The sequence below is a fragment of the Roseateles sp. genome, from assembly GCF_039595295.1.
Classification (GTDB): domain Bacteria; phylum Pseudomonadota; class Gammaproteobacteria; order Burkholderiales; family Burkholderiaceae_C; genus Roseateles.
On the sequence record NZ_JBCNLU010000055.1, the window covers coordinates 1 to 18715 of the forward strand.

The window sequence follows — 18715 nt, forward strand, 5'->3', positions numbered from 1 at the left end:
AACGCGATGGTGCCGCCGTTGGCGGCCGTCGCGGGCTCGTCGTTGATGGGCTGCGCGATGCCCAGCGTGCCGCCTTCGTGCCGATAGAACAGCCGCATGTGGCCCGACTTGGCCTGATGCGGCATCGGGCCGCCGACGCCCAGCACGCCCAGCACCTGATCGTAGAAGCGGCGCGAGCGCTCGATGTCGTTGCTGCCGATGACGATGTGATTGAACATGGAATCTCCTCGTGATTGAGGCCTCCAGTCTAGGAAGCTGCGCCCCGCCCGCCCGGCCCCGACCGCTCAAGTTCGGTGCCGATTCGCTCAGACGGCGTCGACCTCAATCCCGATTCTTGGCCAGCCGCGCCGCCAGCTTCATCAGCGTCGGCACGCGCTTGCGGCCATGCATGGACCGCACCCGCACCTTGGCCGCGCCGATGTCGATGCCCGCCGTGGTGACCAGCACCGGCGCCGCTTCTTCCTCCCGCATGACCTCGAACTGAGACGACAAGCCCGGCAGGCGCTTCTTCGACACCCCGACCACCGGCACCCGCCCCGCCAGCGCATGGAACAGGTGATGGCCGAGGCCCGGCGTGTCGTCGGCGTCCAGATGGACGAAGCCGTCGATGACCAGCAGCTCCGGCTCCAGCTTGTGCTCTTGCAGCAGCTGCATCACACACGGAAGTTCGCGCAGGTCGATCTCGCCACGCACGGGCTTCTCGATCTGCGGAATGTGCGTGAGATAGGTCTTCGTCGCCTCCGCCGCGTCCCAGGCCTCGAAAGCGACGGCAGCGGCATGGGCCTGCGCCCCCTCGATGTGAACAGCGACGATGAATTTCATGCGCGGGATTATGGGCTGGCCGCCATGATCACGCGGCGCGCTCCACCGCCTCGGGAAGGATCACCGTCACGCTGGTGAGCGTGCCCGGCGTGCTCTCGATCCTGACCTCGAGTCCGGCCTGATCCGCCCGCGCCCGCATGCCCGCCAGACCCCAGTGGCCGCGGCGTCCACCCTCGGCCAGCACCTCCGAAGGGATGCCTACGCCGTCGTCCTCCACGCGGACCGCCAGGTCCTTGGCCGCATAGTCGACCGTGACCGTCACGCGCGTCCCGCCCGAGTGCTGGAACGCGTTGAACACGGCCTCGCGCGCGATCAGCCCGAGCTGGTCCCGAAGGCCGGGCGGCAGCGCGCGGCTCGAGCCCTCGACCCGCAGCTCGAAGCTCAGCCCATGATGGTGCGACAGGTCCTCCCCCAGCGGCGCGAGCATCTCTTCCAGCGTCCCGACCGCCGGCGGGCGGTGCAGGTCGGAGATCCGATCGCGCCCCTCCACCAGCAGCCCATCGGCGACTTCCATCAATCGGCTGAGCTCTTCCCCCGTGCGCACAGGCTCCTGCCGCGGCGCGGCGCGCGCCACCGCCTCCAGGCGAAGCACCAGTCCGAGGAAGCCCTGCAGCAACGTGTCATGCAGATCGCGGGCCACCCGCACCCGCTCCTCAAGCCGCACCCGCAGACGCTGCTGCTCGACGCGCGCGGCTGCCCGGGTGCGCCAGCGCACCAGCCAGGCCACCGCCAGCAGCACCGCCAGCGCGATGCCCGCGCGGAAGCTGGCCCGCTCGGTCAACAACGGCTGGATCTCAAGATCCGCGACGGCGGGCGTCGTGCCCCAGACGCCATCCTCGTTGCTCGCCACTACCTCGAAGCGGTACTTGCCGGGACCCAGGTTCGTGTAGAACGCGCTGCGCCGCGCGTCCGCCTCGTGCCAGGTCTTGTCCAGGCCCACCAGTCGATAGCGGAAGCGGATCCGCTCCGGGATGGCCAGGCTCGTCGCCGTGTAGAGCAGCGTCAGGTCACGCGTCCCCGCCGGCAGCCGCAGGCCGCCTTGCGGACGGAGGAAGACGCTGTCCGGCGTGATGACGCGCTGCACGAAGACATCGGGGGCGCGCTCGTTGCGACGGATCGTCGCCGGGTCCAGCGTCACCACGCCGTTGGTCGTGGAGAACCACAAGCGGCCGTCCTGGCTGCGCATCGCCGTCTTCAGCGGCCACGCCTGCTCGGCGAAGGCGGGCAGGCCGTCCAGCGTGTCGTAGCGCGTCACCGCCACGCGATAGGCGGGATCGCTCAAGGCCCGATCGATCTCGCGCGCCGCCACGTGGGAGATGCCCGTCAGCCCGTTGAGCCACAAGTCGCCGTTGGGCGTCTCGACGATGCCGGTGATGCCCTCCAGCCTCACGCCGTCCTGGCCCTGGATGGCCGGCATGCCGGGCAGGTCCAGGCGCTGGACGCCGGAATCTCCGCCCGCCCACACATGCGTGCCGCGTGCGCTGATCGCCTTCACCGTGCCGACCCGCAGGCCATTCTCGGCCGTGAACATCTTGAGCTCGTCGCCCCGTACCCGCATCAGACGGCCGCGCAGGTAGCCCACCCAAACGGTGCCGTCGGCCGCGCTGCCCAGGCTCACCGGCGGCTCCTTGGGCAGCTCGGTGCGCTGGTGGAAGCGTTCCCAGCGGCCATGGTCGTAGCGAAAGAAGCCCAGCCCGTTGGAGACGAACCAGACCACGCCGTCGCGGTCCACATGCATGTTGATGATGGAGAAGTTCCAGTTCTCCACGCCCGGCGGCAGCAGCCGTGTGAGCTTGCCGTCCTTCCATTCGCGCAGCCCGCTGCGATAGCCCAGCCAGCGCTGCCCCTGCGCGCCCATGGCGATGAAGGTGGGCGCGCCGTCGATGCCGGTGGCCATGCGCTCCAGGCCCGCGCCGTAGCGGAACAGCGCCTGGTCCCGCGCCGAGAACCAGGGCGCGCCCGACGAGTCGACCGCCATCGACACCGCGGCCGGCGGCTCGGGGAACGGGACCTGCGACAGGCGCGTCGGACGGTAGCGATCCAGCCCGGCGTTGGTACCGACCCAGACGTTGCCCTCTCTGTCCTGGATCATCCGCAGCATGTAGTTGCCGGAGACGCCGCCGGACGCGGGCGTCACGCGCTCCAGCTCGCCCGGCAGGAAGGGGCCTTTCTCCGGCGGCCTCATGCGCGCCAGTCCGTTGGCGGAGCCGAACCAGAGGTAGCCCAGATCGTCGACGAGCGGCATGTTGATGCCGGCGGGCACCTTCTGCCATTCGGGCATCGGGCCCCAGTCGGCGCCGGCATCAGGCACCTGGGGCAGGCGGATGGCGCCGCGATCCAACGCCATGTCGACGATCCACACACGCCCTTGCGGATCCGCCGCCATGCCGGGGAAGCTCAGGCCCTTGAGCGGCACCTCGACGAATCGGTCGCTCTTCAAGGCCTTGACGAACAGACCCGTGTTCGCCGAGACCCAGACGTTGCCCGCCCGGTCGGCCATCATCTCCATCGGATGGAAGCCGCGCGCCTCGGGCAACCCGGCGGTCCAGGTCTCCCAGCGCTGGCCGCTGAAGCGCAGCACCGCGCTGCCGTCCACGGCCCACAGCACGCCCGCGCCGTCCAACGAGAAGCGGCGCGTGCTGGCGGTGGAGAGCGGCTCGTCCCGGTCGACGCGCAGGAGGCGGCCGTCCTTGATCTGCGCCGCCCCGCCTTCGACGAAGCCGATCCACAGCGAGTTGTCCGGCATCGCCTGCAGCGCGTGCACGCCGCGCGAGGGCAGCCGCTCACCCGACAGCGACTCGAAGGACTCGAAGCGCACGCCGTCGAAGCGCATCAGTCCGCTGCCGGTGCCCAGCCAGAGATAGCCGTCCTTCGTCTGCGCGATGTCCAGGACGTTGCCCGCCAAGCCATCCTTGGCTGTCCAGGCCGTGTGGTGGAGGTGCTCGAGCGGTTGTCGAGACGGCGAGAGCGCGTCGCCGCCAGCGACCGCGATGGGCGCGGCAACGGGAGCGGCCGGCGGAGCGGCGGCCTCGAGGCGCTTGGCGCCAGGGGCGGCGATCGAGGAGGCGGAGGTGGCGGTGACGGCGACGCCCAGAACCAGGGCGGCGAGAAGCGCAAGGCGCATGGAAGGACTCGAGGAGAGAGAGCGGTTGGACGGACCCCGAATTGTGCGAGGAGAAGCCATGCCGGAAACGGGGCGAGTCCTCGACTCGGCTCGGCAGGTCGCGTCGGCGAGGACCCGTCGATTCCAAAAGCCACATTGATGAATGCGAAGATCGTTTCGATTGGACCGCGGCGCCATTTGCCCCAACACTCGTTCCCACAACATGAGCCGAGATCAGCGCACACCCGCTGACCGACGGCAAGCCCCGCGCGTACGGTCGACGGCGCAAGCCGCGGTCCCGCACGCAAGCAGTACGGAGACAAGCCTGTGAGCGCCCTTTCTTCCGCTTCCCTCGATCCGTCCGCGGACGCCGCCCTGGAGCGCGCCACGATGCGCCGCGTGACGCTGCGCCTGCTGCCGGTTCCTGATGCTGTGCTATTTCTTCGCGCTGCTGGACCGCGTCAACGTGGGCTTCGCGTCGCTGCAGATGAATCACGACATCGGCCTGTCCACCGCGGCCTTCGGGCTCGGCGGCAGCCTGTTCTTCGTCGCCTACTTCCTGGTCGAGGTCCCCAGCAACCTCGCGCTGGAGCGCTTCGGCGCGCGGCGCTGGATCGCGCGGATCATGATCACCTGGGGACTGATCTCGGCCGGGATGGCCTTCGTCGTCGGTCCCTCCTCCTTCTACGTGATGCGATTCCTGCTGGGCGCAGCCGAGGCCGGCTTCTTCCCGGGCGTCGTGCTCTTCCTGACCTACTGGTTCCCGGCCGCCTACCGCGCCCGCATCATCGCGACCTTCATGGTCTCCGTGCCGGTGGCCAGCTTCGTCGGCTCGCCGGTCTCGGCATTGCTGCTGGAGCTGCACGGCTTCCTCGGCCTGAAGGGCTGGCAGTGGCTCTTCCTCCTGGAGGGCATGCCCACCGTGCTGCTGGGCATCGCCTGCCTGAGCGTGCTGTCCGACCGCCCGGCCGCCGCCGCCTGGCTGAGCGCGGAACAGAAAGAGTGGCTCGCGCGCCGCATCGCCGCCGACGGCGCGCGCAAGTCCAGCGTCGGCCACCTGTCGACCTGGCAGCTGCTGCGCCATCCACAGTTCCTGCTCATGGCCATGGTCTGCGCCGGCGCCTCGGCCACCGGCACCGCGCTCTCGGTCTGGCAACCGCAGCTGCTCAAGAGCTTCGGCCTGAGCAACCTGGAAACCGGGCTGCTCAACGCCGTGCCCTACGGCATCGCGTCGGTGCTGATGGTCTTGTGGGGGCGCCATTCCGACCGCACCGGCGAGCGCCGCTGGCATACCGCGCTGACGCTGCTGCTGATCGCCTTCGGACTCGGATCTCTGGCCTTCATCCACGACAGCCTGGTGATGACCGTCACCGTGCTGAGCCTGGCCCTGATCGGCGCCTATTCCTTCAAGGGCCCCTTCTGGGCGCTGTCCTCGACCTGGATGTCGCCCAAGACCGCGGCCGCGGGCCTGGCCGGCATCAACGCGATCTCGAATCTGGCGGGCGGCGGCGCGATCTCCCTGGTCGGGATCATCAAGTCGGCCACCGGCACGTTCTCCTACAGCCTGCTGCCCATCGTCGCGCTGACCCTGGTCGGGGGCGTCACCGTGCTGTTGATGTCCCGCGCCCCGCGCCCGCCCTCGGGTGACGGCCGGCCCGGCGTCACTCCGACCCAAGCAGCGACATGAGCCGCTCCGCCGCCGGCGGCAGATAGGCGTTGGTCCGGTGCGTGATGACGAGGCGGCGCTTCATCGTCGCCTCCTTCAGCGGCACCTCGCGCAAGGGGTATCGACCGGTGGAGAAGTCCAGATGGCGTCGTGACACGAAGCTCAGCAGGCCCGTCTCGGCGATGAGCAGCGGCAGCATGTGCAGCGTGCTGCTCTCGACCTGGACGTCCGGCCGGGGCAGCCCGCGCCGCTCGAAGGTGTGGTCCAGCCAGTCCCGCGTCGGCGCGCCCGGCGGCTGCAGCACCCAGCGGTAGCGCGCCAGTTCCTTCAGCGTCGGGGTGACGCGGAAGATCTCGTGCTTGGTGCTGGCCGCGACGACGACGTGGTCCTCGATCAGCCGCCGGGACACGAAGCCCGCCTCGGGGCGCCCCTCCGTCCCCACCACCAGATCGAGTTCGCCGCCGCGCAGCATCGGCATCAGCGCATCGACCAGCGCGACCGTCGTCTTCAAGCGGACGTCGGGCGCCTCGGCCAGCAGCTTGCGCACCGCCTGCGGCAGCTGGAACTGCGCCGCGGTCGGCACGATTCCCAAGCGCACCACGCCCGACAGCCCGCGGCCGATGTCCCCCACCTCGCGCTGCGCGTCTTCCACGTCGAAGCGCAGGCGCTGCGCCCATCGCAGCATCACCTTGCCCGCCGGCGTGAGCCGGATGCCGCGCCCGGCGCGCTCGAACAGCGGCGCGCCCGCCTCCTTCTCCAATCGCCGAATCGCACCGGTCAGCGCAGGCTGCGTGCGATGCAGACGCTCGGCCGCCTGACCGACATGCTCCAACTCGGCGATGGTCTCGAAGTAGCGCAGATCTCGCAGGTCCATATCAAAAGTCCGATTGATTGATCGGAAAGAATAATCGATTGGATTGAAAAGGTCATCGCTTCAATACTTCTCCGCGAAGGCCCCGCGACAGGGGCTCATCAGGAGACAAACCGTGAACCTTCGAGATCGATCCGCGCGCACCCGGCGCGCCTGCCTGCGACTGGCGCCGCTGGCCGCGATCGCCCTGGGCCTGGGCGGCGCCGCGATGGCGCAGACTTACGGCACCAAGCCCATCCGCGTCATCGTGCCCTTCCCGCCCGGCGGCGGCACCGATCTGATCGCCCGCCAGACCACCCAGGCCGTGGCCGACAGCACCAAGTGGATCTTCGTGGTCGAGAACAAGCCCGGCGCGGGCGGCAATCTCGGCGTGGCCGAGGTCGCCAAGGCGGCGCCGGACGGCTACACGCTGGTGCTGGGACAGACCAGCAACCTGTCCATCAATCCCTCGCTCTACGCGCGCCTGCCCTACAACCCGGTCAAGGACCTCGCGCCGATCACGCTGGTCGCCGACGCGCCGCTGGTCTACGTCACCGGCGCCGGCTCGCGCTTCCAGTCCGTGGCCGACATCGTCCGCCAAGCCAAGGCCAAACCGGGGGCGATCAACTTCGCGTCCAGCGGCAACGGCACCGTGTCCCATCTGGCGTCCGAGGTGCTGCAACGCTCCGCCGGTGTCCGCTTCACCCACATCCCCTACAAGGGCGTGGGCTTGGCGCTCACCGATGTGGTCAGCGGCAACGTCGACCTCTACCTGAGCAGCCTGCCCACGCTGCTGGGCCACATCCGGCAGGGCAAGCTGCGCGCGTTGGCCGTCACGTCCGACAAGCGCCTGCCGGAGATCCCCAACGCGCCCACCATGGGCGAGGCCGGCTATCCCGCCGCCGCGTCGACCACCTGGTTCGGCCTGCTCGCGCCGGCGGGGACGCCGCCCGAGATCGTCGCGCGGCTGAACGCCGAGTTCGGCAAGGCGCTGAAGCAGCCGGCCCTGGCCAAGAAGCTCAACGACGAAGGCGCGCGCGTGGTCACCAGCACGCCGGCCGAGTTCTCCCGCCTGATCCAGGACGACCTGACCCGCTGGGGCAAGGTCGTCAAGGACGCCAACGTCCGCATCGACTGAGCGGCCGCCGCGCCCCCTCGCTTCCCTATCCCAACCCGAGCCGGCCGCGAGCCGGTGGAGTACCCCCATGACCCAAGCCAACTTTCCGCCCGACGTGATCCGCGACATCGAGCGCGTCGATGCCGACGTGGTCCGCCAAGCCGGCGCCTTTCCGTCCTCCATCCTGGCGGACGTGGCGGGCCGTCGCGGCGCGCTGCATGGCCGCATCCAGCCGCTGGCGCCGAGCATGCGCTTCGCCGGCACCGCGGTGACCGTCGAAGTGCGTCCGGGCGACAACCTCATGATCCACGCCGCGATGGCGATCGCGAAGCCAGGCGACGTGATCCTGGTGGACGGCAAGGGCGACCTGTCGTCCGCGCTGATGGGCGAAATCATGTCCCAGCAATGCGTGGCGCTGGGCATCGCGGCCGTGGTGATCGACGGCGCGGTGCGCGACAGCGAGGCGATCCGCGAGCTCGGCTTCCCGATGTACGCCGCCGGGCTGAATCCCAACGGACCGACCAAGTCGATCTCGGGGCGTCTGAATCATCCGATCTCGATCGGCGGCGTGACCGTGCATCCGGGCGATCTGGTCGTTGGCGACGCCGACGGCGTGACCGTCATCGAGCGCGACAAGGCGGCGGCCATGATTCCGCTGGCGCGTGAGAAGGTCCGCGCCGAGACCGCGCGCATCGCCGGCATCCGCGACCGTCAGGCCCTGCGCCCGGCCTGGTTGGACGGCGCGCTGCGCGCGGCCGGCGTGATCAAGGAAGGAGAGACGCTGTGAGCAAGCCCGTCATCCTGATCACGGGCGCCGACCTGGCGCCTCAGGCGCTGCGCCTGCTGGGCGACTACGAGGTGGTCTTCGCCGGCAAGACGCCCACCGAGGACGGCATCGTGGCCCTGTGCCGGCAGCACGATCCGGTGGCCGTCATCGTCCGCTACAGCAAGGTGGGCGCCGCGGCCATGGATGCGGCGCCGTCGCTCAAGGTCATCTCCAAGCATGGCAGCGGCACCGACACGATCGACAAGGTCGCCGCCTCGGCCCGCGGCATCCAGGTCGTGGCGGCGGCCGGCGCCAACGCCGCCGCGGTGGCGGAGCAGTCGCTCGCCCTGATGCTGGCTTGCGCGAAGTCGGTGGTGACGCTGGACGGCCGCATGCGTCAGGGCCAATGGGACAAGGCGACGCACAAGAGCCTGGAGCTGGAAGGCCGCACCGTGGGCCTGGTCGGCCTGGGCGCCATCGGCCTGCGCTTCGCGCGGATGACCCACGCGATGGGCATGCGCGTGATCGGCTTCGATCCCTTCGCCAAGGACCTCCCCGCTCACATCGAGCGCGTCGAGCTCGAGGCGATCTGGACGGAGGCGGACGTCATCTCGCTGCACTGCCCGTTGACCGCGGAGAACGCCGGCATGGTGAATGCGCAGACCCTGGCGCGCTGCCGCCCCGGCGTCATCCTGATCAACACCGCGCGCGGCGGCCTGATCGACGAACCGGCGCTGCTGGCCGCGGTGCGCGACGGTCGGGTGGCCGGCGCCGGCCTGGACAGCTTCAGCGTGGAGCCGATCCCGGCGGATCACGACTTCCTGTCGGAGCCGCGCATCCTGCTCAGCCCGCACATCGGCGGCGTCACCGCCGATGCCTACGTCAAGATGGGCGTGGGCGCGGCGCAGAACGCACTGCGGGTCTTGAACGGCTGATCGCCGGACCGGCGCCGCTGACCTCCTGCAACGGCCGGCATCGACAGAAGGGGCGCCCTCGGGCGCCCCTTTCCGCATCCAGGAGGCCGCCCGCGCTGCCCCCGCGCGTGTCAGAACCGGTGCCGCATGCCGGTCGACACGCCGACCTGCTTCTGGCCGCGCACGCTCAGGAACGCGGTGGCCGGATAGGCGCCGGTGAGCTCGTTGGTGTCGACCTCGGCGTACACGCCGGTGCGCTTGGAGAAAGCGTAGTCCACCGCCAGATAGGCCATGTGGCGCTTGCCCGGGTTGAGGCGGGACTGACGGTCCTGCAGGTAGTTGGCCATGAGGGTCACGGCTGTCGTCAGCTGGTAGTTCAGTCCGACGGAATAGACGTCGTTCTCCTGCACGGACACGCGTTGCGAGCGCTTCATGTAGCCGACCATGCCCTTGAGCGTGGAGGTGATCGCGTAGCTGCCGCCGATGCCGAAGATCCTGCGGGTCTCGGCGCCGTTGAAGCTGTCCATCGATTGGTAGTAGGTCGCGACATCGACGGGGCCGTCGGTGTAGCTGCCGCCGGCAGCCCAGGACTTGCCGTTGCCTTCGGACGCGGTGACCGACGCCATGACGACGACCGGTCCGGTGCCGTACCGGACCTTGAGCATGTTGTCTTGGCGCGCGACGTGGTGGACCGAGAAGCCGCTCACCGCATCGAGGTTGGGATTCGGGAAGGGCTGGAAGCGTCCCGAGAGCTGGTGCGCGAGCGTGTACTGCCGCCCCAGCGTCACCGTCCCCATCGGCGTCTCCAGACCGACCCAGGCCTCGCGCCCCCAGGCGCGGCCGGTCGAGGCCACGCCGTTGCCGTAGTTGGGCGTGGCCGTCGCCATGGTGAGCGTGCCCGAGGACGGATCCAGGCCCTGCTCCAGCAGGAAGACGCCCTTGTAGCCGCCGCCCAGATCCTCGCTGCCGCGCAGACCGAATCGGCTGGGCGAGAAGACGGCGTCGCCCTCGGAGTGATAGGTCTGGTTGGATGCGCCGTAATGCGTGGCGCGGCGCAGCGACACGTCCACGGTCCCGTAGATCGTGACGTTCGATTGCGCCTGCGCGGCGGTCGCGCAGGCCAGGGCGGACAGCGTCAGGCTGCCCAGGGTCAGGTGGCGAGAGTTCAAGTTGCGGTCTCCTGGGGTGTCGGGGCCGGTCGTGATGGGGACCCTTGTGGGTATCGGATATCGGATATCGGGGAACGGATATCGGGGAACGGGGATCGGGGATCGGGGATCGCGCCTCAATCGAGTTGGATGCGTCCCTTGCGGATGACCTCGGCCCAGCGCGCGTTCTCCTGTCGCAGGTAGTCCGCGAACTGCGCGGGCGTGGAGCCGATCGGCGTGGCGCCCAGCTCGGTGAAGCGCTTGCGGACCTCGTCTTCCTTCAAGGTGTCGGCAAGCGCGCCCTGCAGCTTGTTGACGAGTTCGTCCGGCGTGCGGGCCGGCACGAAGAGGCCGTTCCACTCGTAGACCTCGAAGTCGGGAAGGGCGGCCTCCGCCACCGTGGGCACCCGCGGCAGCGCGGCAGCGCGTTCCCGCGAAGACACGGCCAGCGCGCGCAGCTTGCCGCCCTGCACCAGCGGCGCGGTCGCGGAGACCGTGCCGAACATGAAGTCCACCTGGCCCCCGACCACGTCCGTGATCGCGGGGCCGCCGCTCTTGTAGGGCACGTGGACCATGTCCAATCCGAGCTTCTGTCGCAGCAGCTCCGCGGCCAGACGCTGACCCGTGCCGGCGCCGCCGGAAGCGAAATTGATCTTGCCGGGTCTGGCCTTGGCCTGCTTGATCAGATCGGCGAGGTCCTTGAACGGCGCGTTCTTGCGGACGATGAGCACGTTCGGGGTCTGGGCGACGAGGGAGACCGGACGCAGCGCCGTCGGCGCGAAGGGAAGCTTGGGAAACAGGTGCGGATTGGTCGCGTACGGCGTGGCGTCGTAGAGCATCGTGTAGCCGTCCGGGGCCGCCTTCGCCACGAAGCTGGCGCCGATGGTGCCGCTGGCACCGGCGCGGTTGTCGATGATCACGGTGGCGCCCAGGCGCACGCTCATCCGCGCGGCCACCACGCGCGCCAGCGCATCGGCGGCGCCGCCCGGCGCGTAGGGGACGACCATGGTGATCACGCGCTCGGGGAAGGCGGCGTGCGCCAAGGGCGACAGGCCCAACGCGCAGGCGGTCAGCAAGGCGCGACGCAAGCGGGAGACGCCGCGCGGCGACGGGCGCCGGCGGGAAGAGAACATCGTCATGGGAACTCCTGGCAAGGCGCCGCGGGCAGGCTCACGCCCGCCTCGACGGCGCTGGGTCGTGGAAGGGAACGGGGCGGAGGATCCCGGCGGGATCGCCCGGGGTCAGGTCTTGCTCGACGCGGCACGGGCCAGCGGAAGGCCCGGGACGTCCATCTCGAAGCGCAGCACCGCACCGTGTGTCGAGTCGGTGCAGAACACGGTCCGGCGATCGGAGCCGCCGAAGGCGAGGTTGGTCAGCGACGCGCCGGCCGGTCCGCGGATGACCTGCACCGGCTCGGCGCGGGCGTTGAGCACCCAGACGTAGCCGAGACCGGGATTGGCGACCAGCACGCGGCCCTGCTCATCGACGGCCAGTCCGTCGGGACCGCTGGGGCCGTAGGAGGTGAAGAAGGCGCTGACCTTGGACACGCTGCCGTCCGCCTGCAGCGGCACCCGCCACACCTGATTGCCGCGCGTCACGGCGAGATAGAGCAGCTTCTCGTCCGGTGAGAGCGCGACGCCGTTGGGACTGGGCACGTTGCTCAACAGCAGATCGAGCCGCCCCGAAGGGCTCAGCCGATACAGGCGTCCGGTGGGATCCTGGAGCCCGGTCTGTCCCTGATCGGTGAAGTACAGATTGCCGCGGCTGTCGAAGACCAGATCGTTGACGCCCTTGAAGCGCTCGGAGTTCCTCCGGTCGAGAAAAGGCGCCACCCGACCGGTCCGCAGATCCAGCCGCATCAGGCCGTTCTTGTAGTCGGTGATCAGCAGCGTGTCCGGGCCCGCGAGCTTCATGCCGTTGGGCTCGCCGTCGTACTCGGCCACCAGCGTCCATTCCCCGTGGGCGCTGATGCGGAAGATGCGGCCGTAGGGGATGTCGGTGACGAAGAGCTCGCCGTTGTCGCCGACGACCGGGCCTTCGAGAAAGGAATCCACCGGGTTCCCGCCGCGATTGGCGTCCGCCCACGAGGAACGCACCCGCCGGCGATACGCATCGGGCATGCGCGTGAACAGCTCGGGCTCGCGCACTTGCGGCGCTTGAAGAAGGAACATGGCCGTCGTCTCCTGTGCCCCTCGAGGAGGCTTGTTTCAGGCGAGTGTTGGCGCTCCGACCGCTTCCGTCCAATCGATTATTTTTTCCCTTCGATCAGTTCTTCTTTTGACCAGAGAATCCGTACCGGAGACATGGCGAACGGCGGTCCGCGGAGTCCTCTATCCTTGGCCTCGGCCCGCACTAACGGGTCCGGTTGACAGGACAAGGGAGACAAGATGACACATACCGTTCGTGGCGGCGTGATGCCGCTGCTCGCACTGACCCTGGGTTCCGCCGCGCTGCTGAGCGCGTGCTGGATCAACAACGACGACGACGACGGCCCGGCGCCGCCGGCGTCCACCTATTCCGCCGAGATCCGGCGCACGTCCATGGGCGTGCCGCACATCAAGGCGTCCAACTGGGGCGGCGTGGGCTACGGCTATGGCTACGCGCAGGCACAGGACGACCTGTGCACCATCGCCAATTCCATGCTGACCTTCCGGGGCGAGCGCTCCCGCTACTTCGGCGCGGACGCGGTGATCCCCTTCCAGAGCACCATCGGCCAGCCCAAGAACCTCGACGCCGACTTCTATCACCGGCATGTGCTCAACGACGACGTGATGCAGCGCCTGATCGCCGCGCAGCCGGATCGGCTCAAGCAGGTCGTGGCCGGCTATGCGGCGGGCTACAACCGCTACGTGCGCGAGATCAAGTCCGGCGCCGAGGCCACCGCCCACGCGGCCTGCCGCAACGAGGAGTGGGTCAAGCCGCTCACCGACCTGGACGTGTTCCGGCGCATGTACGCGGCGCACTTCGCGGCGGGCTACAGCAACTACCTGGTCCAGATCGCCAACGCCACGGCGCCGGCCGCGGTGACGCCGACGACAGCGTCCGCGATGAACGCGGTCACCACGACCACGACCACGGCCGCGTTGTCGATGTCGCCCCGTCCTCGCCTCGCGAAGGCGACGCAGCTGGCCATCGCCACCGACCGTCTCCCCAACTTCGAGGTCGGGGGCAAGGAGGGCGTGGGCAGCAACATGATCGGCTTCGGCACCGCGGCCACCGGCGACAGCAGCCCGCTGCTGTTCGGCAATCCGCACTGGTACTGGCGCGGCCCCGACCGCTTCTATCAGGCGCAGTTCACCATCCCGGGCGAGCTCAACGTCGCCGGCACGTCCTTCCTGGGCGTGCCCGTGATCCAGATCGGCTACACGAACGATGTGGCCTGGAGTCACACGGTCTCCGCCGCGCGCCGCTACGGGCTGTTCCAGCTGACGTTGGTGCCCGGCGATCCGACCAGCTACCTGCGCGACGGCGTGCCGGTGAAGATGACCGCCCGCGCGCTGAGCGTGCCGGTCAAGCAAGGGGACGGCACCGTGGCCAACGTCACCCGCACGCTCTACGAGTCGCAGTTCGGGCCCATCGTGAACCTCGGCGCGCTCGATCCGGCGCTGGGCTGGAACACCAACACCGCCTTCGCGATCCGCGACATCAACGCGGACAACTTCCGCGTGTTCCGCGTCTGGCTGCGCTGGAGCCAGGCCAAGTCGCTGGACGAACTCGCGAAGATCCAACGGGAGGAGTCCTCGATCCCGTGGGTCAACACGGTGGCCGTCGCGCGCGGCAGCAGCCAGGCCTGGTATGCCGACATCGGCGCGGTGCCCAACGTCTCGCCCGCGCAGATGACGAACTGCGCCACGCCGCTGACGAACGCGCTCAGCGCCGCGCTGCCGCGCACGCCGGTGCTGGACGGCTCCAAGAGCAGCTGTGACTGGCAGACCGATGCGGACTCCAAGCAGCCCGGCGCGATCGGCACCTCGCGCATGCCCAGCCTGCTGCGCGACGACTACGTGCTCAACAGCAACGACAGCTACTGGCTGAGCAACCCGGCGGCGCCGCTGACCGGTTTCCCCGATCTGATGGGCCCGGCGGGCACGGCATCGATCAGCCTGCGCACGCGACTGGCGCATCTGCTGGCGCAGGGGCGGCTCGCGGGCACCGACGGCTATTCGGGCAACAAGGCCACCAGCGACACGGTGCGCGCGATGGTGCTGAACAGCCGCGCGCTCAGCGCCGAGCTGGTGAAGGACCAGGCCCTCGCGATGCTGTGCGCGCCACCCACGGCCATCAGCGTCACCGGCGACACCGCCACCGGCGAGACCTTCAATCCCGCGCGCAACGTCGATCCGACCGAGGCCTGCGCGGTGCTGCAGGCCTGGGACAACAAGGCGCAGGTGGGCTCGCGCGGCGCGCATGTGTGGGACGAGTTCTGGACGCGCGCGGCGCGGCTGCCGGAGGCCTCGCTGTACGCGGTGCCCTTCAGCGCGACCGACCCGGTCCGCACGCCGCGCGATCTGAACCCGGCCGCGGCGGCGACGCTGCGTCAGGCTTTCGGCGCGGCCATCCTGCGCATCCAGGCCAGCGGCTTCGCGCTCAATGCCACGCGGGGCGAGACGCTGTTCGCGCCGCGCGGCAGCGACAAGATTCCGCTGTTCGGCGGCTGCGGCGCGCAGGGCTATTTCACGATCGCCTGCTCGCCGACGCGCATCGATCAGGGCGGCTACAACCTGGACACGGCGACCAGCGCCAACAGCTACATCCAGGTGGTGCGCTTCCCCAGCGACGGGGTCGAGGCCTACACCTTCCTGACCTTCTCGCTCTCCGATGATCCGGGGTCCTCGCATTACAGCGACTACACGCGCGCCTACAGCGCGGGGCAGTGGCAGCGGATGCCGTTCTCGGAGACCGAGATCGCGAAGGACGCGGCGCTGACGACCAAGACCATCAGCGAGTAGCGCGAGCAAGGCTGTCAACAGGAACGCATGGATCTCTACACCGTTGTCGTGATCGGCGCCGTCTGCGCCGGCTTTGTCCAGGGCTTGTCGGGCTTCGGCTTCGGGCTGACCGCGATGTCCTTCTGGGCGTGGACGCTGGACCCGAAGATCGCGGCGACGCTCGCGGTCTTCGGCTCCCTGACGGGCCAGATCATCGCGGCGGTGACCGTGCGTCGAGGCTTCGACTGGCGCCGCCTGGCGCCTTTCCTGCTCGGCGGGCTGGTGGGCGTTCCCATCGGCGTCACCATCCTGCCGATCATCGACATGCAGGCCTTCAAGGTCGCGCTGGGCGGGCTGCTGGTGATCTGGTGCCCGGCGATGCTGCTCGCGCAGCGTCTGCCGCGGATCAACGCGGGCGGTCGTATCGCCGATGCGGTCGTCGGCGGCGTGGGCGGGATGATGGGCGGGCTGGGCGGCTTCACCGGCACGGTGCCGACGCTGTGGTGCGTGCTGCGCGGCTTGCCCAAGGACGAGCAGCGCTCGATCATCCAGAACTTCAACCTCTCGGCCTTGCTGGTGACGATGGCGGTCTATCTGTCCAAGGGCCTGGTCACGCGCGAGGTGCTGCCGCTGTTCGCGATCGTCGCGCCGGCGATGCTGGTGCCGACGCTGCTCGGCGGGCGGCTCTATGTCGGGATCTCGGAGGCGCGCTTCCGGCAGATCGTGCTGAGCTTGCTCTCATGCTCGGGCGTGGCGCTGCTGGTGTCGGGGGTGAGCGAGCTGATGAAGCGTTAGGAGACAGGATGTCATCCACTTCGAAGACGGGCAGCGCCGATCAATGGTCGCCCATGGGCCGGTGGTCGAAGCTGAACACCTTCGAGATCTGCCAGGTCGTTCCGTCGAAGCGCCAGAGGATGGAGTAGCGGCCCTGCTGGATGCAATCCGGCTTGCCGGGTTGGGCGAAGCAATGCCGGCCGATCTGGAGGGCGCCGATCTTGGCCATCGGATAGACCTCCATCGTCCCCGGGGTGAGCCGTCGCTCCACCTTGCCGCAGATGTTCTTCTTGACCGCTTGAATGAACTGGTCGCGATTCAAGACGCGGCCGTTGAGGTCATGGAAGAACTCCACGTCGGGCTCGTAGAGCGCCGTCAGCGTCTGCGTGTCACAGCTGTTGAACGCGTCGAAATGCTTCTGGTCCAGCTTGGCGATGAGGGCGGGCAGCTCGGCATCCGGGATGCTCGGATGGACGGATTGCGCAAAGGCTGCGCCTTGGAAGGCCGCAGCGAGGATGAGGGGCAGGTGGAATCCCTTCATGTTCATCCCTTCAATTCAAGGCCTGATAAATCAACGCCCGCACCTTCGCGTGATCGTCCACATCGCCGGGGGATTGGAGCTGCGTCAGATAGACCACGGTGAGCCGCTCCTTCGGGTCCACCCAGTACTGGCTGTGATACGCCCCGCCCCACGCGAACTCGCCCGATGAGCCGAGCTCGCCCGCCTTGCCCACATCGAGGCGAAGACTGAAGCCCAGACCGAAGCCGGAGCCAGGCATGAAGAAGGGCTGACCGTCCAGCTGATTGCTGGTCATGAGCTCGACCGACTTGCGGCTGAGGTAGCGCCGCCCATCGAGCTCGCCGCCCCGGCGCAGCATCTCCAGGAAGCGGCTGTAGTCCGCCGCGGTGGAGAGCAGCCCCGCGCCGCCCGAGAAGGCCTTGCCCGGACCGTCGACGTAATGGCCTTGGCCGACGTAGCTGATCTCCTCCCACGCGCCGGGCGCGGCGGCTCGGGCCAGCCCGGCCGCGCCGCCGGTGTAGACCACCGCGAGCCGGCGCGCCATGTCCGGCGAGGCGCGGAACGCCGTGTCCTTCATGCCCAAGGGACGGATCAGTCGCTCGGTCAGGAAGTCCGCGAGCGACTGACCGCTGATCTTCTCCACGACCACGCCCAGCACGTCCGTGCTGTAGCCGTAGACGAACTGCTCGCCCGGCTGCGCGGCCATCGGCAGCGCGCCCATGCGGGCGATGGCGGCGGACATAGGCTCGTCACGGTCCGCGAAGTACCAGCCGTTGAAGCCGGCGTCGCGCCAGGCCTGAAGCGCCGGACCGGGTCCGTAGGAGACGCCGGAGGTGTGGGTGAGCAGGTCGCGCAGCGTGATCGGCCGCTTGGCCGGCACGACCTTGTAGCCACCGCCCGGCTGGCTCACCGCGACGGTGGTCTTCGCCCATTCGGGCAGGTACTTGCCGACGGGGTCGTTGAGCAGGAGCTTCCCCTCCTCCATCAGCATCATCACCGCGACGCTGGTCAGCGCCTTGGTCTGGGAGGCGATGCGGAAGACGGCGTCCTGACGCATCGGATCGCGGGCCTCGCGGTCTCGCCAGCCGACGGCGGCGGTGAGGACATCGCGGCCATCCTGCTTCACCTGCACCACGACGCCCGCAAGCCGGCCCTGGTCGACGTAGGCCTGCAGCACACGTTGCACGCGGGCGAGGCGCTCGGCGGAGAAGCCGTTGGCGGCGCTGGCTGGAGGGGTGGTCTGCGCGTAGGCAGTCTCGGCGACGGGTGCGGCGATCGCGGCGATCAGCAGCGCGGGGGCGAGCAGGCGGGCGAGGGTTTTCATGGGATCCCTTCCTCGGCGGGGCCGAGGGCGGGGATTTCTACCACGATGCGGCTACGAGCGCCCGAGCCGCCCGGCGTCTCGCCAAGCGGTCCTCAGCGTCGCGCGCCGACGCCCTCAGGCGTAGACGTTGAGGTTGCGCCCGAGGTTGCCCTCGGTAGCGAGCGCCGGCTGCGGCAGGGCCTCGAGCAGCGCGGCGGCGCCGGCTTCCTGGGTGTCCATGGCCTTGCGCAGCACCAGCAGGCTGGCGGCATTGCCGACCGTGCCCGGCGTGCCGTTGGAGGCATTGCTGACCGCGGAGGCGACGCTGGGGGAGTTGGCGATGTTCATTTCAGGACTATCGGCAGCGGCGGCGGAAGCTTGAGGGCGGGACGATGAGACCACAACGACCCTGGGGTCAGGCCCGGTGGCCTGACGCTCATTCAGCGGCCTTGAGCTGCGCTTCGAGCGCCGGCGGAACGTCTGCCTCGCGCCGCACAAGACGCTTCACCTGCCTGGGCCCGGTGGTCAGCAGGACGGTCGCTCCATCCGCCGCCAGCTCGCCTTCGATCGTTTGGCTGTTCCGCCCATCCTGCACTTGGATGCTCAGGCGACGGGTCGCTTCTTCAAACGTCGCCCGCCCGGCGACGCCGATGATGGGCGCGCAGACGCGGCCGTCGGGGCAGCGCATCACGGGAAGCGGTGCTCCCACGATCGCGGCCCTGCCAGCGGAGATGAGATAGAGCGCCTCCCCCCCGATCAATCGTCCGCCTTCGAACTCCGTCCCCGCCGTGGCCCAGACGCCGA

At 69.3% G+C, this 18715-nt stretch carries 16 protein-coding genes and 1 pseudogene; 6 read left to right on the forward strand and 11 right to left on the reverse strand.

Annotated elements, in window-relative coordinates:
- The 3 genes from ABDW59_RS22875 to ABDW59_RS22885 all read right to left on the reverse strand — a co-directional run.
- On the reverse strand, window positions 1–218 hold a 218-nt coding region (locus tag ABDW59_RS22875; RefSeq protein WP_343633494.1), incomplete at its 3' end, for a VOC family protein.
- A 103-nt stretch (window positions 219–321) separates the two neighbouring features.
- Window positions 322–822, reverse strand: a complete 501-nt coding sequence (locus tag ABDW59_RS22880) for an endonuclease V (RefSeq protein WP_343633496.1) — start codon at window positions 820–822, stop codon at window positions 322–324.
- Window positions 823–850: 28 nt separating this feature from the next.
- On the reverse strand, window positions 851–3946 hold the full coding sequence (locus tag ABDW59_RS22885) for a two-component regulator propeller domain-containing protein (protein WP_343633498.1): 3096 nt from the start codon (window positions 3944–3946) through the stop codon (window positions 851–853).
- Window positions 3947–4315: 369 nt separating this feature from the next.
- Here ABDW59_RS22885 and ABDW59_RS22890 point away from each other — a divergent pair.
- Window positions 4316–5612: pseudogene (locus ABDW59_RS22890) on the forward strand (MFS transporter).
- Here the strand turns inward: ABDW59_RS22890 and ABDW59_RS22895 are convergent.
- Window positions 5587–6465, reverse strand: a complete 879-nt coding sequence (locus ABDW59_RS22895; protein ID WP_343633500.1) for a LysR family transcriptional regulator — start codon at window positions 6463–6465, stop codon at window positions 5587–5589. The pseudogene ABDW59_RS22890 and the gene ABDW59_RS22895 overlap by 26 nt on opposite strands.
- A gap of 205 nt (window positions 6466–6670) precedes the next feature.
- On the opposite strand from ABDW59_RS22895, the gene ABDW59_RS22900 reads away from it, so the two are divergent.
- From ABDW59_RS22900 to ABDW59_RS22910, 3 genes are all read left to right on the forward strand, one after another.
- Window positions 6671–7579, forward strand: coding sequence for a tripartite tricarboxylate transporter substrate binding protein (locus ABDW59_RS22900; protein ID WP_343633523.1), 909 nt, complete (start codon window positions 6671–6673; stop codon window positions 7577–7579).
- Window positions 7580–7646: 67 nt separating this feature from the next.
- The gene (locus ABDW59_RS22905) at window positions 7647–8345 is read left to right on the forward strand and encodes an RraA family protein (protein ID WP_343633501.1); all 699 of its coding nucleotides are present in this window, start codon (window positions 7647–7649) and stop codon (window positions 8343–8345) included.
- Entirely contained in the window at window positions 8342–9259 is a 918-nt protein-coding gene (locus tag ABDW59_RS22910) for a hydroxyacid dehydrogenase (RefSeq protein ID WP_343633503.1), read from the forward strand. The genes ABDW59_RS22905 and ABDW59_RS22910 overlap by 4 nt, the downstream gene beginning before the upstream one ends.
- A gap of 110 nt (window positions 9260–9369) precedes the next feature.
- Here the strand turns inward: ABDW59_RS22910 and ABDW59_RS22915 are convergent, their stop codons facing one another.
- The 3 genes from ABDW59_RS22915 to ABDW59_RS22925 form a co-directional block, all read right to left on the reverse strand.
- Complete coding sequence (locus ABDW59_RS22915) at window positions 9370–10407, reverse strand: porin (RefSeq protein WP_343633505.1); 1038 nt, start codon at window positions 10405–10407, stop codon at window positions 9370–9372.
- Between the two features lie 116 nt (window positions 10408–10523).
- Complete coding sequence (locus tag ABDW59_RS22920; protein WP_343633507.1) at window positions 10524–11525, reverse strand: tripartite tricarboxylate transporter substrate binding protein; 1002 nt, start codon at window positions 11523–11525, stop codon at window positions 10524–10526.
- Window positions 11526–11627: 102 nt separating this feature from the next.
- The gene (locus ABDW59_RS22925; protein ID WP_343633509.1) at window positions 11628–12557 is read right to left on the reverse strand and encodes an SMP-30/gluconolactonase/LRE family protein; all 930 of its coding nucleotides are present in this window, start codon (window positions 12555–12557) and stop codon (window positions 11628–11630) included.
- Between the two features lie 216 nt (window positions 12558–12773).
- On the opposite strand from ABDW59_RS22925, the gene ABDW59_RS22930 reads away from it, so the two are divergent.
- Together ABDW59_RS22930 and ABDW59_RS22935 are read left to right on the forward strand one after the other, a co-directional pair.
- Window positions 12774–15335 (forward strand): penicillin acylase family protein, encoded by a 2562-nt coding sequence (locus ABDW59_RS22930; RefSeq protein WP_343633511.1) that lies wholly within the window; start codon window positions 12774–12776, stop codon window positions 15333–15335.
- Window positions 15336–15362: 27 nt separating this feature from the next.
- Entirely contained in the window at window positions 15363–16109 is a 747-nt protein-coding gene (locus tag ABDW59_RS22935; protein ID WP_343633513.1) for a sulfite exporter TauE/SafE family protein, read from the forward strand.
- A 40-nt stretch (window positions 16110–16149) separates the two neighbouring features.
- On the opposite strand, the gene ABDW59_RS22940 is transcribed toward ABDW59_RS22935, so the two are convergent.
- The 4 genes from ABDW59_RS22940 to ABDW59_RS22955 form a co-directional block, all read right to left on the reverse strand.
- A complete protein-coding gene (locus ABDW59_RS22940; protein WP_343633515.1) occupies window positions 16150–16635 on the reverse strand; it encodes a nuclear transport factor 2 family protein in 486 nt (161 codons plus the stop codon).
- A 4-nt stretch (window positions 16636–16639) separates the two neighbouring features.
- Complete coding sequence (locus tag ABDW59_RS22945; protein ID WP_343633517.1) at window positions 16640–17932, reverse strand: serine hydrolase domain-containing protein; 1293 nt, start codon at window positions 17930–17932, stop codon at window positions 16640–16642.
- Window positions 17933–18046: 114 nt separating this feature from the next.
- Window positions 18047–18259 carry a putative motility protein gene (locus tag ABDW59_RS22950; protein WP_343633519.1) on the reverse strand — a complete coding sequence of 71 codons (213 nt, stop codon included), beginning with the start codon at window positions 18257–18259 and terminating at the stop codon, window positions 18047–18049.
- 88 nt (window positions 18260–18347) lie between these two features.
- A partial coding sequence (locus ABDW59_RS22955) for a hypothetical protein (RefSeq protein ID WP_343633521.1) occupies window positions 18348–18715 on the reverse strand: 368 nt, incomplete at its 5' end.

Excerpts from the sequence above, each read along its gene's own strand:
- ABDW59_RS22925 (WP_343633509.1), bottom strand. The coding sequence starts at position 12,557 with ATGTTCCTTCTTCAAGCGCCGCAAGTGCGCGAGCCCGAGCTGTTCACG.
- ABDW59_RS22945 (WP_343633517.1), bottom strand. The coding sequence starts at position 17,932 with ATGAAAACCCTCGCCCGCCTGCTCGCCCCCGCGCTGCTGATCGCCGCG.
- ABDW59_RS22895 (WP_343633500.1), bottom strand. The coding sequence starts at position 6,465 with ATGGACCTGCGAGATCTGCGCTACTTCGAGACCATCGCCGAGTTGGAG.
- ABDW59_RS22905 (WP_343633501.1), top strand. The coding sequence starts at position 7,647 with ATGACCCAAGCCAACTTTCCGCCCGACGTGATCCGCGACATCGAGCGC.
- ABDW59_RS22935 (WP_343633513.1), top strand. The coding sequence starts at position 15,363 with ATGGATCTCTACACCGTTGTCGTGATCGGCGCCGTCTGCGCCGGCTTT.
- ABDW59_RS22950 (WP_343633519.1), bottom strand. The coding sequence starts at position 18,259 with ATGAACATCGCCAACTCCCCCAGCGTCGCCTCCGCGGTCAGCAATGCC.
- ABDW59_RS22930 (WP_343633511.1), top strand. The coding sequence starts at position 12,774 with ATGACACATACCGTTCGTGGCGGCGTGATGCCGCTGCTCGCACTGACC.
- ABDW59_RS22940 (WP_343633515.1), bottom strand. The coding sequence starts at position 16,635 with ATGAACATGAAGGGATTCCACCTGCCCCTCATCCTCGCTGCGGCCTTC.
- ABDW59_RS22880 (WP_343633496.1), bottom strand. The coding sequence starts at position 822 with ATGAAATTCATCGTCGCTGTTCACATCGAGGGGGCGCAGGCCCATGCC.
- ABDW59_RS22900 (WP_343633523.1), top strand. The coding sequence starts at position 6,671 with ATGGCGCAGACTTACGGCACCAAGCCCATCCGCGTCATCGTGCCCTTC.
- ABDW59_RS22920 (WP_343633507.1), bottom strand. The coding sequence starts at position 11,525 with ATGACGATGTTCTCTTCCCGCCGGCGCCCGTCGCCGCGCGGCGTCTCC.
- ABDW59_RS22885 (WP_343633498.1), bottom strand. The coding sequence starts at position 3,946 with ATGCGCCTTGCGCTTCTCGCCGCCCTGGTTCTGGGCGTCGCCGTCACC.